Origin of the sequence: Bradyrhizobium sp. 186 (assembly GCF_023101685.1) — a bacterium.
In the GTDB taxonomy this organism is placed as follows: Bacteria; Pseudomonadota; Alphaproteobacteria; order Rhizobiales; family Xanthobacteraceae; genus Bradyrhizobium.
In genome coordinates, this window is sequence record NZ_CP082164.1 from 1,852,812 (window position 1) to 1,867,508 (window position 14,697).

Consider the following 14,697-nt stretch of genomic DNA (forward strand, 5'->3'; position numbering starts at 1 on the left):
AGAGCCACAAGCCTCGCACAAGCTTCGGTCGCTAACCTCCCCGCTACGACAGGTTGGGCCCTTCACCTGCTTTTCCGCGGCCCAAAGGCATGACGCCGCCCTGTCGTACCGGTGCAAGTCCGGTATGTCCCCAAATCCAATTCAATCTTCAAAGGGACATCAAAATGGGTTCTAGTCTCCTCACCAACTCCGCAGCAATGACCGCGCTGCAGACCCTCCGGAACGTCAGCTCCAGCCTCCAGACGACCGAAAACCGGATCTCGACCGGCCAGCGCGTCTCGACCGCATCCGACAACGCCGCCTACTGGTCGATCGCGACCTCGATGCGCGCCGACAACGCCGCGCTCTCCGCCGTCTCCGACTCGCTCGGTCTGTCGGCTGCGACCGTCGACACCGAATATACCGCTCTGACCGCGGTTGTGGGCGACACAACCGGCGGCCTGACCAAGCTCCAGGCGCTGCTGGTCGAAGCCAAGACTGCCGGTATCGACCGGACCAAGATCCAGGCGGACATCACCCAGATCCAGCAGCAGATGAAGGGCACCGCCAATGCGGCGACCTTCAACGGAGTGAACTGGCTGAGCGCGACCGCCACCACGCCGGCGACCTTCAACCTGGTGTCGTCGTTCTCTCGTGTCGGCGGCACGCCCACCATCGGGTCCATCCAACTGACGATCGCCAACTATTCGCTCTATACCAGCACCCAGAGCGGCATTCTGGACACCGTCAGCGGCGGTGCGTCGGTCGACACGATCAACATCTCTGCGCTGACCGACTCGGCTGCTGACCAGACCACGCTCGATGGCTACATCGCGCAGGTCACGGCTTCGATCAACTCGGTGGCCTCAGCCGCTGCCGATCTCGGCGCCGTCAAGAACCGCATCTCGACCAACACGGACTTCGTCAAGACCCTGATGGACTCGGTGGACCGCGGTGTCGGCCAGCTCGTCGACGCCGACATGAATGCGGAATCGACCCGCCTTCAGGCGCTCCAGACCCAGCAGCAGCTCGGCGTTCAGGCGCTCTCGATCGCCAACCAGAACAGCCAGAGCATCCTGTCGCTGTTCCGGTAAGCCTTAAACCATCCGGGGAGGGCCGCGCTTCTCGCGAAGCGCGGCCCTTTTCATTTTGGCGTGCGTTGGTCGCGCGCCATGACCTTGGCACGTCGACTTTGCACCTCGATCTGGCTCACCCTGTCGCGGTCCGGTCACGGAGCCACAAGCCTCGCACAAACTTCGCGAGCTATCGTCGCCGTTACGTCAGGTTGAGCGCACTTTTCCGCAGCCCAAAGGCATGATGCCGCCCTGCCGTACCGGTGCAAGCCCGGTATGTCCCCAAAAATTCAATCCGTTTCAAAGGGACGTCAAAAAATGAGTTCTAGTCTGCTTACCAACTCCGCAGCAATGACCGCGCTGCAGACCCTCCGGAGCGTCAGCACCCAACTCTCCACCACGCAGAACCGGATCTCGACCGGCCAGCGCGTCTCGACCGCATCCGACAACGCCGCCTACTGGTCGATCGCGACGTCGATGCGCGCCGACAACGCCGCGCTCTCCGCCGTCTCCGACTCGCTCGGTCTGTCGGCTGCGACCGTCGACACCGAATATACCGCTCTGACCGCGGTTGTGGGCGACACAACCGGCGGCCTGACCAAGCTCCAGGCGCTGCTGGTCGAAGCCAAGACTGCCGGTATCGACCGGACCAAGATCCAGGCGGACATCACCCAGATCCAGCAGCAGATGAAGGGCACCGCCAATGCGGCGACCTTCAACGGAGTGAACTGGCTGAGCGCGACCGCCACCACGCCGGCGACCTTCAACCTGGTGTCGTCGTTCTCTCGTGTCGGCGGCACGCCCACCATCGGGTCCATCCAACTGACGATCGCCAACTATTCGCTCTATACCAGCACCCAGAGCGGCATTCTGGACACCGTCAGCGGCGGTGCGTCGGTCGACACGATCAACATCTCTGCGCTGACCGACTCGGCTGCTGACCAGACCACGCTCGATGGCTACATCGCGCAGGTCACGGCTTCGATCAACTCGGTGGCCTCAGCCGCTGCCGATCTCGGCGCCGTCAAGAACCGCATCTCGACCAACACGGACTTCGTCAAGACCCTGATGGACTCGGTGGATCGCGGTGTCGGCCAGCTCGTCGACGCCGACATGAATGCGGAATCGACCCGCCTTCAGGCGCTCCAGACCCAGCAGCAGCTCGGCGTTCAGGCGCTCTCGATCGCCAACCAGAACAGCCAGAGCATCCTGTCGCTGTTCAAGTAAGCTCCGGCTTTTGAAACGACCGTGCTCCCTATGGGAGCACGGTCCCGCCGTGAACGGCGGTTTTGATGGCACATGACGTGCCCGTATTCGACCTCCCGACGCCGGACTTCATGCGACACGCCGCAGCCGATCGCGCGGCCATGCCCCGTTGCCGCTGAACTGAACGCGTCGCCCAAGATTCTTGTAAAATTGCAACGCCTCGCCTGCGAACTGACACACTCGCGTCCTCGCGCAACCTTCAGACAAGGTTCGCAGCGGAGTGTCCTCTACGTTCGCATTGGTACGAGGTCATATGCTCAGTCGCGCGCAGCTACAGCAACTGCTCAACAATATACTGGAGCTTGGGCCGCGACGTCTGATGGCCTTGGGGTTGATCGGTTTCGCCGTCCTCGTCACCGTCGTCGGCGGCGCCTATTATCTGAGCCGGCCCGAATTCGAGTCTCTCTATACCGGCCTCTCCCGTGAAGACGTGACGCGCATCGGCGCCGCGCTGCGCGAGCAGAACATCACCTTCGACGTCAACGCGGCCGGCGATACCGTTTCGGTGCGACCGAGCCAGACCATGCAGGCGCGGATGCTGTTGGCCGAGAAGGGGCTGCCGACCAGTGCCAATTCCGGCTACGAGCTGTTCGACAAGATCGGCTCACTCGGCCTGACCTCGTTCATGCAAGAGGTCACCAAGCTTCGCGCGCTCGAGGGCGAGATCGCGCGTACCGTACAGTTGATGAAGGGCGTCAAGGCCGCGCGGGTGCACATCGTGATGCCGGTGCGCGGCTCCTTCCGCGCCACGCAGCAGCCGCCGTCGGCTTCCGTCGTGCTGCGCACCGACGGTGCGATCGAGGCGCGCACGGCGCAATCGATCCGTCATCTCGTGGCGGCGGCGATTCCCGGCATGACGCGCGAAAAGGTGACGGTGCTGGACGCCGACGGCTCGATGCTGCTGGCCGAAGAGGACGAGGCCAGCGCTGCGCCGACCAAGATGGCGAGCCTCCAGAAGACGGTCGGCGGGATGGTGCAGGAGAACATCCGCAAGGCGCTGACGCCTTATCTGGGCCTGGACAATTTCGAGGTCAGCGTCGCGCCCCAGCTCTCCACCGACAAGCGACAGATCAACGAGACCGTCTACGATCCGGAGAGCCGCGCCGAGCGCTCGGTCCGGAACGTCCGCGAGAAGGAGACCTCGCAGAATGCGGATCGTTCGACGCCGACCACGGTGCAGCAGAATCTTCCGGACCAGCAGGTGAATGCTGGCGGCACCAAGAACTCCAGCGAAGACAAGCAGCGCCGTGAGGACGTCACCAACTTCGAGGTCTCCTCCAAGACCACGACGACGGTGAGCGACGGCTATTCGGTGAAAAAACTCTTCATCGCCGTCCTGGTCAACCGCGCGCGGCTCGTCGCCGATCTCGGCGACAAGAGCAACCAGGCCATCGTCGACAGCAAGCTCGCCGAGATCAGCCAGCTCGCGGCGACGGCCGGTGGACTGGACAAGCAGCGCGGCGACCAGATCCAGGTGACAGCCGTCGACTTCATCGAAGGTTCGCGCGAGCTGGCGCCGGTGCCGCCGATCAGTTTCGTCGAGATGATCAACAAGCAGTTGGGCAGCGTCATCAACGCGGTGACAATCCTGGCCGTTGCTTCGATGCTGGTGTGGTTCGGACTTCGCCCCGCGGTCAACGGCATCCTGACTCACCGCGCGCAGCAGGAGCAGACCGAGGCGGCGGAGGCTGCCCAGCTCGAGGCCGCTGCTGCGCTTGCGCTGCCGGAAGGCGAAGAAGCCGAGCTCAATCTGGTCGAAGACCTCGAAGGCAAGATGCAGCGAACTCCGCAGAAGCGGCTGGAGCAGATCGTCCGCCTCGATCAGATGCAGGCGGCAGCGATCCTTAAAGACTGGATGCGACGCGAGGAGGCGGCATGAACGCGGCAATCGGAAAACTCCTGACGCAGTTCGACGCAAACGGCCGGGTCAAGTCGCCGCCGCTTCCGCCGCCCAAGGCCCAGGATCCGGTGACAAGGCCGAAGGATATCCGGCGCGAGCCTCAGCCTCAGCTTCAGACCCAACCGCAGCCTCAGTCCCCGGCGCCGAAGGCGGAGACCCCGCCGGCCAATCTTCTCGACGATGCCCATCGGCGTGGTTATGCCGCCGGGTTCGCGGAAGGCGAGGCCAAGCTCGCCGAGGAGCGCGTCCGCAGCGCGATCCGGCTCGGCGAGGAGCGGGCCAAATGGTCCGACCAGCAGGCAGTCGCGATCGTCAGCGGCTTCGAGACGGCCTGCCGCGAGATCGAAACCAACATCGCGAGCTCCGTTGCGCGGATTTTGCTGCCATTCCTCGCCGATGCTGTGCGCGACAAGGCGATCGGGTCTCTGGTCGAGCAGATTGCCGCGCTGACCTCCAGTTCGTCGGTGCCGGTATTCCGGATCACGGGGCCGAGCGACCTGCTCGACCTGGTCAAGGCGCAGCTCAATGCGGCCAGCCGCACCGGGATCGAATACCAGGCCGCCGATGCCGTCGAGGTTCGCGTTCTCGCCGATCAGACGGTGATCGAGACGCAGATCTCGACCTGGACCGAACGCCTGAAGGACGCGCGCCGGTAGTCCGCCATGAATGAGGTCAAGCCAGAGCTCGTCATCATCCGCCGGCGGAGCGCCTTCGACGACGCGCCGCATCACGGTGGCGTCTGGAAAATCGCCTATGCGGACTTCATGACCGCGATGATGGCGTTCTTCCTGGTCATGTGGCTGATCAATGCGCTCAACCAGGACCAGAAGCAGGTGGTCGCGAGCTATTTCAATCCGATCCGGCTCGCAGAGAACGCACCCGCTCCCAAGGGCCTCAAGGACTTGAACAAGAAAGAGCCGTCGTCATTCGAAGGCCAGGACGGCAAGCGTCAGCCGGCCGGAACGAGCGAGGAGCGCCGCGGCGACTCGCCGACGGCCGAGAAGCCACCGTTCTACGAAGAGAAAGTCCTGTTCCGTGATCCCTACGCGACGCTCGCCGAGATCGCGAATAGCGCGAACCAGGCCTCGGGCCAGCGGCGTGCCGGCGCGTTGACGTCCGCGGAAGAAGACGGTCTCAAGGGCGGCGACGCCTATCGCGATCCGTTCGACCCGGGTTACTGGAAGCTTGCTCCGGAAACTTCCAAGGATGCTGATCGCATCGTCGAGAATGAACCCAAGCGGAATGCCTCCGCGCGCGACAATCCGGCGGGCACCAATCAGGGTGAGCCGCAGCCGGCGCGCCGCACCAAGTTGGATGATGCGGGCGGCAGCGTGGCTCCGACTGCCGAGGCATCGTCCGCAACCCTTTCGCCTCTGCTGCCGCCAGGCCCGGCGCCGTCGCCGGCTTCGCGCGAGGGCAGCGCTCAGGCGAACGCGCAGGCAAGTGCGCAAGCCAACGCCGCGGTACAGTCACGTCCGGTCGATACCGCGAAGGACTCCGAACCGCACGATGCCGCGCAAACGCAGCAGCCGACCGTCAAGCAGCTTCAGGCCGCGATCGCCGACGCGCTGTCGGACATCAAGGCCGGTGCGGGACCGGTCGCCGAGGTCCGTCAGGTCGAGGAAGGCCTTCTGATCAGCCTGACCGACGACGCGAGCTTCGGCATGTTCGCGGTCGGCTCAGCCGAGCCGCGTCCCGAGCTCATCCGCGTGATCGACAAGATCGGACCGCTGCTGAGCAAGCGCCAGGGCCCGATCATCGTCCGCGGTCACACCGACAATCGGCCATACCGCTCGGAGACCTACGACAACTGGCGGCTCTCGACCGCGCGCGCGCAGATGGCCTACTACATGCTGGTCCGCTCCGGCGTCGATGCGCAGCGGATCGAGCATGTCGAAGGTTACGCCGACCGGCGGCCGAAGCTGCCGAATGATCCCGCGGCCGCGCAGAACCGCCGGATCGAGATTCTGATCCGGGAGAAGCGCGCTTGATCAGGCCGCTGCTCTTCGCCGTGCTGTTGATCGTGCTGCCGCTTACGGTGGCCCGCGCAATTGCCGAGCCGGCACCGGCTTCGGTATCAACATCGAGCGAGCCCTATGAGCTCGTCCGTTCGTTGCAGGCGGTGCAGGACGGAATTGCCAATGGCGACACCGCGGCGCATGGCAGCCACATCGCGCTGATCCGGCAGATCGGCGAAAAATTTCTCGCCGCCGATCCGGGCGCGTGGAGCAATCCGCAGAACGGCCAGGCCGTGGTCATCTACCTGCTCAGCGGCGGCGCGCCGCAGATCGTCCGGAAGCTGCCGCGCGACAAACTGAACGTCGACGAGCGGCTGCTCAATGGCGCGCTCGCCTATGTCGAGGGCCGTCAGGACGAGGCGCGCGAACTGCTCAAGGACATCAAGCCGCGCACGATCCCCTCGGGCTTGGGCGGACAGGTCGCGCTGGTTCAGGGGGCGTTGTTCGCACGCTCCGAGGCATCGCTCGCGATCGAACGTCTGGACGACGCGCGGCTGTTGCTGCCGGGCACGCTGGTGGAGGAGGCGGCGCTGCGGCGCGAAATCCTGCTGGTCGGGCAGGCGGAGGACTTCGACAAGTTCGAGTTCCTGACGCTGGCCTATATCCGCCACTACCGTAACTCCATCTATGCCGGCGATTTCTGGCAGCGCTTCTCCTCGGGCCTGACGCAATCGAGCCTGGCTCTCGACGAACGTCGCTTTGCGCGGATCGGCGCCCTGCTGGAGCAGATCGATCGCGGGAGCCGCCTCAAGCTCTATCTCGTGATTGCGCGCGCCGCGATGGTCCGCGGACGGCTGGCCGTGACCCGGCTGGCAGGCGAGCGTGCGCTGGCGCTCAGCGCCGATGCCACGGCGGACCGCGAGCGTGCGCATTTATTCCGCGGCGCCTCGCGGGCGCTCGCCGACGAGTATGACGGCGGCCTTGCCGAGCTGAAGGCGCTCGACCGGTCAAAGCTGCCGGAGCGCGACGTCCCGCTTCTGAATGCAACGGTCCAGCTCGCGCTCGATGCCCGCAAGCCGATCGCAGGCGTGTCCGCTAGCGCCGTAGCCGACAAGCCTCCACCAACGCCGGCGCGTCTCGATCTCGTATCGTCGACCGAGACGCTTGCGCGCGCCCGGAAGCAGCTCGGCGAACTGGAACTCCTCACTAAGGACCGCCGACCATGACAAAGCTCAACGGAACCTCCGGACAGCTCTTCTCAGGTCTCGCCGAAAGCCTCAATGTGCGCGGGACGTCGCGCTCGGGCAAGAACGTCGGAGGGAAATCGCCGGGGGATTCGTCGTTCAACGATCTGCTCCACACCGTCTCGAACCTTGCGAAGCGGGCGCTGAACGATCAGGGCAGCGACACGACCGTGAAGGCCGGAACGCTGCGCACGCGCTTGGCGCACTCGACCGAGAAGGGCAAGTCGAAGGACGAGACGGTGCAGGAACCCACCGAGGCGGCCGAATCCGCTGACGAGTCTTCCGACAAGTCGGCTGACGAATCGTCGGAAAAGCAGGGTCCGATCGACCAGGTCGCGAAGGTGGAAGTCCAGAGCCGAGCGAGCATTCCGACGATCGTCGGGCAGGAAATCGCCGCCGTGCCGGCCGTGAAGCCACAGATGCAACCGCCGGCGGTCGACAAGAAAGACACGTCCGCGCGAGACGAGCGATCCTCCTCGGCGAAGCGAGAGGTTCAGGCGACGGGCACGGCGAAAGCGGCGACAGCCGATGTCGCTCCGTCCGCAGCCACTCCGTCCGGCTTGCATCCGCAGGTCGCGGCTCCGCAAGCGGCGGCCGCGCAGGCTGCGTCACAGCAAGGCGGCGATGCTTCGCCGAAAGCGCCCGGGTTCGAAGCCGTCACTGCGAATGTGGAACGCGCTGCAAAGGCGTCGGTGCGGGACGCATTGCCCGAAGCAACCAAGGTCACGGTGGTTCAGCAGGAGACGCATCTGCCGCCCGTGCCGCAGTTCAGCGCGACCCAACAGGTCGCGAACGCTGTCGTGTCGGAGCTGAAGGGCTCGTCTGCGCCGGCGGCATCCACCGCGTCCGATCTCGCTGCGCCCTCAGGCACAGCGCCCGAGCCGCTGAAGATTCTCACGATCAATCTGGAGCCGCCGGCGCTAGGCAATGTGACCGTGCGCCTTCGTCTCGTCGGCACCGAGGTGTCCGTCCAACTTGCCGCCGAACGCAAGGACACGAGCCAGATGCTGGACCAGCAGCGCGACTCGATCCGCGAGCTCATGCAGTCGGCGGGCTATGTCGCCGACGTCGCGCCGGTGCAGCACGGCTCACTGGATGGATTCCGGGCTGGCTCGGGCCAGTCGCAGCCGCAACCTTCGGGTCAGCAACAGCAATCGCCGCAGTCGCAAGGCACGTTCGACGGCACGAGCACGTCGTCCGGTCAATCGGAAAGCGGAGACAGGCAAGCCCGCCGGGAGCGCCAGCCCAACCAGGAGACGAGCCATGATCAGGACGTGGCGCCGCATGTTCGTCGCGGCCTTGTTTATCTGTAACACGGGCGCCGCGGAGGCGGCCGCCGACGCTGCGCGCCCCTGCGAGCGCGAGATGGCACGTGCGGCCCAGCAGCACGGGATTCCGCTCGGTATTCTCTATGCCGTCGGCCTCACCGAGACCGGGCGTCGCGGTGCGCTCTACCCTTACGCGCTGGGCGCCGAAGGGCAGACCGTGTTCGCCAAGGACATGAATGATGCGATCGCGAACTTCGAGGCGATGCGGCAGAAGGGTGTCAAGCTGGTCGACCTCGGCTGCATGCAGGTCAACCACTACTATCACGGCGACAAGTTCGCTTCGGTGCGGGCGATGTTCGATCCCGCCAAGAATGTCGACTACGCCGCGCGCTTTCTGAAAGAACTGAAGCAGCGCGAGGGAAGCTGGACCATGGCGGTGGCCCGCTACAATGCGGGCCCCAACAACCAGCCGGCGCAGAAGCGCTACGTCTGTCACATCGTCGCTCATCTCGTCTCGAGCGGCTTCGGTGCGTGGACCGACAAGGCGCGATCGTTCTGTCAGCCCAAGACGACTTAAAGAGACCACGCGAAGTGACGACATGAAGTTGTGCATCGTTCCCCATCATCAGCCCCGCGCAAGCAAGAACCATCATTGTAACTGCAACCTACCGAAGGAGCCCAATTCATGAGCCTGTATGGTGTTATGCGCACCGGCGTTTCCGGAATGAACGCGCAGTCCAACAAGCTGTCGACGGTCTCGGACAACATCGCCAACGTCAACACGACCGGCTACAAGCGGGCTTCCACCGAGTTCTCTTCATTGATCCTGAAGAGCGGCTCCGGCAATTACGACTCCGGTGCGGTCGAGACCACGGTTCGCTACGCCATCACCGATCCCGGCAATCTCCAGTTCACGACCTCGACGACGGACCTCGCGGTCCAGGGCAACGGCTTCTTCGTCGTGCAGGATGCGAACGGCAGCAACTTCCTGACGCGCGCCGGCGCCTTCGTGCCCGACAGCACGGGCAACCTCGTCAACATGGCCGGCTTCCAGCTGATGGGCTACAACATCCAGAACGGTGCCGTGCCCAACACTTCCGCCAACGGTTTCGGCAACCTGCAGGTCATCAACGTCAACCAGATGGCGCTCCAGGCGTCGGCGTCGACCAAGGCCACCGTGGCCGCCAATCTGGATCCGAGTGCCGCGATCGTCGCTGCTCCGGCCACGCCCGCCGGACCGGGCAACTACACGTCGAAGACCTCGATGGTGACCTACGATAATATCGGCAACCCCATAACTCTCGACGTCTATGCGGCCAAGACCGCGGCCGATACCTGGGATATCGAGGTCTACGATCCGACGGGCGCCATGATTACGACGCCAGGTCCTGCGACGACCTTCACTTTCGATGTCACCGCCGCCGGCAAGGGTGCGCTCGCTGCGGCGAGTACAAAGACGATGTCGCTGACCGTTCCGAGCGGTACGACGAGCTTCCCTCTTACGATCGACCTCTCGGCGATGACCCAGGTCGCCTCCAGCTTCGACTTCAAGGCGACCGTCGACGGCAACGCCCCGTCCGCGGTGGAGAAGGTGAACATCGACAGCAAGGGCGTGGTCACCGCGGTCCTCAAGAACGGCACCCAGCTGCCGAGCTTCCAGATCGCGCTCGCCACCGTCCCGAGCCCGGATCATCTGACGCCCGAAGTCGGCAACGTCTATTCAACAAACCTGGAATCGGGAACCGTTCAGGTTGATGTCGCCGGCAAGAGCGGTCTCGGCACTATCCAGTCCGGCGCGCTGGAAGACTCCAACGTCGATCTCGCGGACGAGCTGACCTCCATGATCGAGGCGCAGCGCGGCTTCACCGCGAACTCGAAATCGTTCCAGACCGGCGCCGATCTGCTCGACGTCGTCGTCAACCTGAAGCGCTGAATCCTCCCGCGCATATTCCGGGCAAGAGCACGTCATGTCCCTTACCGCCGCTCTCGACTCCGCCCGCTCCTCGCTCAGGACCTCGGGCGTCCAGTCGTCGACTATCTCGCGCAACATCGCCGGTGCCAGCGCAGCCGGCTATTCGCGCAAGATCGCCGTGCTGGACAACCTTCCCGGCGCCGGCGTCTATGTCGCGGCGATCCAGCGCGCCGCCAGCAGCGGCTTATACGACAACGTGCTCGCCGCGACTTCGGCGTCGGCCAAGCAGGGTGCGATCTATGACGGTCTCCAGAAGATCGCATCTGCCACGGTGGACGATCCGGAGCTCGACCAGTCGCCGACGGCGCAGCTCAATGCGCTGAAGCAGGCGCTCCAGCAATATGCCAACGCCCCGGACAACACCACGCTGGCGCAGGCGGCGGTCACGTCCGCCAAGGACATGGCGACCGCGCTCAACCAGGCGACCCAGACCGTGCAGTCGGTCCGTGAGGGCGCGGATGCCGACATGAAAACGTCGGTTCAGAACATCAATCAGTTGCTCTCCCAGTTCCAGACCGTGAACACCGCGATCGTGAAGGGTACGATCTCCGGCGACGACATCACCGACTACCTCGATCAGCGCGACAGCATCGTCTCGCAGCTGTCGCAGGAGGTCGGCGTCTCGATGTCGATCCGCCCCAACGGCGACGCGGCCCTCTACACCGACAGCGGCGTCGTGCTGTTCGATAAGACGGCACGAACCGTGAGTTTTGCGCCGACCAACGCCTATACGCCCGGCACCACGGGCAATGCGGTCTATATCGACGGCGTCCCGGTCACCGGCGCCAATTCCGTGATGCCGCTCAAGACGGGCAAGCTCGCGGGCCTCGCCCAATTGCGCGACAATGCCACAGTCACTTACCAGAGCCAGCTCGACGAGGTCGCGCGTGGTCTGATCGACGCCTTCAAGGAAAGCGATCAGTCCGGTGCCGCGCTGCCCGACGTGCCCGGCCTTTTTACCTATCCGGGTGCGCCGGCGATGCTCGCGAGCGCCACCGTCTCGGTCGGTCTGGCTGGCTTGATCAGTGTTGCCGCTTCGGTCGATCCGGCGCAGGGCGGCAACCCCAATCTGTTGCGCGATGGCGCGATCAGCGGCAACGCCGCTTACCAATACAACACCGCCGGCAACGGCGGCTACTCGGCCCGGCTGCAGCAGCTCATCGGCGGCATGGATGCGTCGCAGCCGTTCGATGCAACCACGCAAGGCAAGCCGAGCGGTAGCTTGATCGACTTCGCGTCGTCGTCGACCAGCTGGATCGAAAACCAGCGTAAGACCGCGGACTCCAGCGTCACCTACCAGAAAACGCTGCTCGACCGCAGCACCGCGGCGCTGTCGAACGTCAGCGGCGTCAACATGGACGACGAGATGTCGTTGATGCTCCAGGTCGAGCGCACCTATTCGGCGTCGTCGAAGATCATTTCGACCGTCGACGAAATGTTGCAGAGCCTGCTGGCTGCCGTGGGGAATTAAGTCATGATGAGCGCTAACATCTCGACCTTGATGCTGTCTTCGTCGTTGAGGTCCTCGATCACGAACAACCAGGCTCTGCTGAGCAAGGCCTCGAAGGAGGCGACCACCGGCCGCTTCGCCGATGTTGGCCTTGAGCTTGGTGCCACGACGGGAAGCGACCTCACCCTGCGGGCGGACCTGAGCTTCGCCGATCAGCTCGTCGATACCAACGGGCTCGTCTCGGGACGCCTGAACGTGACCCAGGACCGGATCACCCAGCTCGGCTCGACCGCAACGGACTTCCTCAAGGACCTGATCGCGGCCCGCAGTACCGACGGCGGCGGGCGGATCATTCTGCCGCCTGCGTCCTCCAACCTCCAGGATCTGATCGGCGCGCTGAACGTCTCCTATAACGGCTCGTATCTGTTCTCGGGCATCAATACGCAGAACACGCCCATCACGGCTTACACCGCGGGCTCGGCCAGCAAGAACCAGGTCGACTCCGATTTCCTTTCGACTTTCGGCTTCTCGCAATCCTCGGCCAGCGTGAGCAGCATCACCCCGGCCCAGATGCAGACCTTCCTCGACACCACCTTCGATGCCGAGTTCGCGAGCCCCGCCTGGAACACCAATTGGTCATCGGCCACCGACCAGGTCATGCAAAGCCGTATCTCCACGACCGAAATTGCCGATACGTCCGTTAGCGCCAACCAGACCGGCTTCCGCAAGCTCGCCGAGGCCTACACCATGATGGCCGATCTCGGGAATACCAACCTGAACCAAGCGACGTTCCAGGTCGTCGTGGACAAGGCCATTGGCCTCGTCGGTAACGCCATCACCGACCTCGCTACGCTCGGCGGAGACGTCGGCACGGTCCAGCAGCGGATCACCTCCGCAACCAGCAAGCTCAAGACGCAGCAGGATATTCTGAACAATCAGATCGTCGGTATCGAGCACGTCGATCCGGCGGAAGCGTCGGTGCGCGTCAACACCTTGCAGACCCAGATCCAGACGGCGCTCGCGCTCACCTCGCGGCTCCAGAAGATCAGCCTCGTCAACTATCTCTGAGCCGTGGCTCGCAATACTTGGCTTGTTATTCGGTTTCCTGCGCAGAGTGGTCCTGATGACTTTTGAAGCCTATGAAGCGGTCGTCGAAGACAGCGGCCAGGAGGCGCGCGGGCGCGAGCGGCAGGCGCTCAGCCTCGGCATCGACCGGCTGGAGCGGATCCAGAAGGGGCGCTTCAGCTTCGAGGATCTCGTCGAGAGCCTGCTCTATGTCCGTCGGCTGTGGACGATCTTCATCGAGGATCTCTCCCATCCGGGGAACGGGCTTCCCGACAAGCTGCGTGCGGACATCATCTCGATCGGTCTGTGGGTGGTCAAGGAAGCCGATCGTCTGCGCGAGGAAGGGTCGAACGACGTCATGCAGCTCATCGAAATCAACCGCCTGATCCGAGACGCTCTTTGATGAAGATATCCTTGCGGGCGGGCGAACTGATCTACATCAACGGCGCGGTCCTTCGCGTGGACCGCAAGGTCTCCGTCGAGCTCGTCAACGACGTGATGTTCCTGCTCGAAGGGCAGGTCATGCAGGCGTCCGACGCCACCACGGCGATGCGGCAGCTCTATTTCATCGTCCAGCTCATGCTGATGAATCCAACGGACGTCCGGGATCCAATGGCGCTCTATGGGCCGCATCACGCGGCTCTTCTCGCGCTGTGCGAGAACCGCGAGATGCTGGACGGCCTTGCCGCGATCGACGAGCTGATCGGTTCGACCCGCTATTTCGAGGCGCTTAAGCGAATCCGGGCGTTGTTCCCCTTGGAGCAGGCGATCCTGGCCGGCGCCATCACCGAGTCCCCATTCGAGGCTGCCTGACAGCGGAGAGGCACATGAACGTCACCAGCGCGACCGACACCACGAGCAAGACCACTTCGACCAGTTCCACCACGACCACGTCGAGCAGCGGCGTCGACTACAACACCTTTCTTCAGCTTCTCATCGCCGAGATGAAGAACCAGGATCCGACTAATCCAATGGATACCTCGCAATATATGAGCCAATTTGCGCAGCTCTCGTCGGTCGAGCAGGCAATGCAGACCAATACGAAGCTGGATTCGCTGCTGTCCTCCCAGGCGCTGTCCCAGGCGGACGGGCTGATCGGAAAGACCGTCAGCTTCACCGACTCGACCGGAGCGACCTTCAGCGGCAAGGTCGCTTCGATTTCCATCAACAGCGATGGCTCCATCGCGACCCTCGAGGACGGTACGAAAGTCGCGGTCGGGCCCGGGCTCACGATCAGCTAGCCATGAACGAGCGGGACGCCCTCGACATCGTTCAGGCGGCGATCTGGACGATCATCGTCGCCTCCGGGCCTGCGGTCGGCGCGGCGATGCTGGTCGGCACCATCATCGCGCTGATTCAGGCCCTGACCCAGGTCCAGGAGATGACGCTGACCTTCGTTCCGAAGATCATCGTCATTCTCCTGGTCGTCGCCGTCTCCGGTTCCTTCATCGGCGCGCATCTCTCCACCTTCACCGAGATGGTCTATTCGCGGATCGAGCACGGCTTCTGATCCGCGGAGCCG

15 protein-coding genes are annotated in these 14,697 nt (G+C 64.0%); all 15 read left to right on the plus strand.

The window, feature by feature from the left end:
- The first annotated feature begins 164 nt into the window (after positions 1-164).
- The 15 genes from IVB18_RS08650 to fliQ all read left to right on the plus strand — a co-directional run bounded on the left by IVB18_RS08650 (position 165) and on the right by fliQ (position 14,685).
- Positions 165-1,073, plus strand: a complete 909-nt coding sequence (locus IVB18_RS08650; protein WP_247988762.1) for a flagellin — start codon at positions 165-167, stop codon at positions 1,071-1,073.
- A 297-nt stretch (positions 1,074-1,370) separates the two neighbouring features.
- The gene (locus IVB18_RS08655) at positions 1,371-2,279 is read left to right on the plus strand and encodes a flagellin (RefSeq protein WP_247988763.1); all 909 of its coding nucleotides are present in this window, start codon (positions 1,371-1,373) and stop codon (positions 2,277-2,279) included.
- Between the two features lie 292 nt (positions 2,280-2,571).
- Positions 2,572-4,197, plus strand: coding sequence for a flagellar basal-body MS-ring/collar protein FliF (gene fliF, locus IVB18_RS08660; protein WP_247988764.1), 1,626 nt, complete (start codon positions 2,572-2,574; stop codon positions 4,195-4,197).
- The gene (locus IVB18_RS08665) at positions 4,194-4,874 is read left to right on the plus strand and encodes a hypothetical protein (protein WP_247988765.1); all 681 of its coding nucleotides are present in this window, start codon (positions 4,194-4,196) and stop codon (positions 4,872-4,874) included. The genes fliF and IVB18_RS08665 overlap by 4 nt, the downstream gene beginning before the upstream one ends.
- Positions 4,875-4,880: 6 nt before the next feature.
- Entirely contained in the window at positions 4,881-6,209 is a 1,329-nt protein-coding gene (locus tag IVB18_RS08670; RefSeq protein WP_247988766.1) for a MotB family protein, read from the plus strand.
- A complete protein-coding gene (locus IVB18_RS08675; protein ID WP_247988767.1) occupies positions 6,206-7,402 on the plus strand; it encodes a chemotaxis protein in 1,197 nt (398 codons plus the stop codon). Before IVB18_RS08670 ends, IVB18_RS08675 begins: the two co-directional genes overlap by 4 nt.
- Positions 7,399-8,733 (plus strand): flagellar hook-length control protein FliK, encoded by a 1,335-nt coding sequence (locus IVB18_RS08680; protein ID WP_247988768.1) that lies wholly within the window; start codon positions 7,399-7,401, stop codon positions 8,731-8,733. Before IVB18_RS08675 ends, IVB18_RS08680 begins: the two co-directional genes overlap by 4 nt.
- Positions 8,684-9,265, plus strand: a complete 582-nt coding sequence (locus IVB18_RS08685) for a transglycosylase SLT domain-containing protein (protein ID WP_247988769.1) — start codon at positions 8,684-8,686, stop codon at positions 9,263-9,265. Before IVB18_RS08680 ends, IVB18_RS08685 begins: the two co-directional genes overlap by 50 nt.
- A 108-nt stretch (positions 9,266-9,373) precedes the next feature.
- Positions 9,374-10,621 (plus strand): flagellar hook protein FlgE, encoded by a 1,248-nt coding sequence (locus IVB18_RS08690; protein WP_247988770.1) that lies wholly within the window; start codon positions 9,374-9,376, stop codon positions 10,619-10,621.
- Between the two features lie 34 nt (positions 10,622-10,655).
- Positions 10,656-12,131: a flagellar hook-associated protein FlgK gene (gene flgK / locus IVB18_RS08695; protein WP_247988771.1), complete on the plus strand. Its 1,476-nt coding sequence runs from the start codon at positions 10,656-10,658 to the stop codon at positions 12,129-12,131.
- A 3-nt stretch (positions 12,132-12,134) separates the two neighbouring features.
- Complete coding sequence (locus IVB18_RS08700) at positions 12,135-13,178, plus strand: flagellar hook-associated family protein (RefSeq protein ID WP_247988772.1); 1,044 nt, start codon at positions 12,135-12,137, stop codon at positions 13,176-13,178.
- Between the two features lie 55 nt (positions 13,179-13,233).
- Positions 13,234-13,578 carry a flagellar biosynthesis regulator FlaF gene (flaF, locus tag IVB18_RS08705; RefSeq protein WP_247988773.1) on the plus strand — a complete coding sequence of 115 codons (345 nt, stop codon included), beginning with the start codon at positions 13,234-13,236 and terminating at the stop codon, positions 13,576-13,578.
- Positions 13,578-13,988, plus strand: coding sequence for a flagellar biosynthesis repressor FlbT (gene flbT, locus IVB18_RS08710; RefSeq protein ID WP_247988774.1), 411 nt, complete (start codon positions 13,578-13,580; stop codon positions 13,986-13,988). The genes flaF and flbT overlap by 1 nt, the downstream gene beginning before the upstream one ends.
- A gap of 14 nt (positions 13,989-14,002) precedes the next feature.
- Positions 14,003-14,416 (plus strand): flagellar hook assembly protein FlgD, encoded by a 414-nt coding sequence (gene flgD, locus IVB18_RS08715; RefSeq protein WP_247988775.1) that lies wholly within the window; start codon positions 14,003-14,005, stop codon positions 14,414-14,416.
- A 2-nt stretch (positions 14,417-14,418) separates the two neighbouring features.
- Positions 14,419-14,685 (plus strand): flagellar biosynthesis protein FliQ, encoded by a 267-nt coding sequence (gene fliQ, locus IVB18_RS08720; protein ID WP_247988776.1) that lies wholly within the window; start codon positions 14,419-14,421, stop codon positions 14,683-14,685.
- Positions 14,686-14,697 lie beyond the last annotated feature (12 nt).

Bases quoted from the DNA above. Each gene is read 5' to 3' on its own strand.
- IVB18_RS08650 (WP_247988762.1), top strand. From the start codon at position 165: ATGGGTTCTAGTCTCCTCACCAACTCCGCAGCAATGACCGCGCTGCAG.
- IVB18_RS08655 (WP_247988763.1), top strand. From the start codon at position 1,371: ATGAGTTCTAGTCTGCTTACCAACTCCGCAGCAATGACCGCGCTGCAG.
- fliF (WP_247988764.1), top strand. From the start codon at position 2,572: ATGCTCAGTCGCGCGCAGCTACAGCAACTGCTCAACAATATACTGGAG.
- IVB18_RS08665 (WP_247988765.1), top strand. From the start codon at position 4,194: ATGAACGCGGCAATCGGAAAACTCCTGACGCAGTTCGACGCAAACGGC.
- IVB18_RS08670 (WP_247988766.1), top strand. From the start codon at position 4,881: ATGAATGAGGTCAAGCCAGAGCTCGTCATCATCCGCCGGCGGAGCGCC.
- IVB18_RS08680 (WP_247988768.1), top strand. From the start codon at position 7,399: ATGACAAAGCTCAACGGAACCTCCGGACAGCTCTTCTCAGGTCTCGCC.
- IVB18_RS08685 (WP_247988769.1), top strand. From the start codon at position 8,684: ATGATCAGGACGTGGCGCCGCATGTTCGTCGCGGCCTTGTTTATCTGT.
- IVB18_RS08690 (WP_247988770.1), top strand. From the start codon at position 9,374: ATGAGCCTGTATGGTGTTATGCGCACCGGCGTTTCCGGAATGAACGCG.
- flgK (WP_247988771.1), top strand. From the start codon at position 10,656: ATGTCCCTTACCGCCGCTCTCGACTCCGCCCGCTCCTCGCTCAGGACC.
- IVB18_RS08700 (WP_247988772.1), top strand. From the start codon at position 12,135: ATGATGAGCGCTAACATCTCGACCTTGATGCTGTCTTCGTCGTTGAGG.
- flaF (WP_247988773.1), top strand. From the start codon at position 13,234: ATGACTTTTGAAGCCTATGAAGCGGTCGTCGAAGACAGCGGCCAGGAG.
- flbT (WP_247988774.1), top strand. From the start codon at position 13,578: ATGAAGATATCCTTGCGGGCGGGCGAACTGATCTACATCAACGGCGCG.
- flgD (WP_247988775.1), top strand. From the start codon at position 14,003: ATGAACGTCACCAGCGCGACCGACACCACGAGCAAGACCACTTCGACC.
- fliQ (WP_247988776.1), top strand. From the start codon at position 14,419: ATGAACGAGCGGGACGCCCTCGACATCGTTCAGGCGGCGATCTGGACG.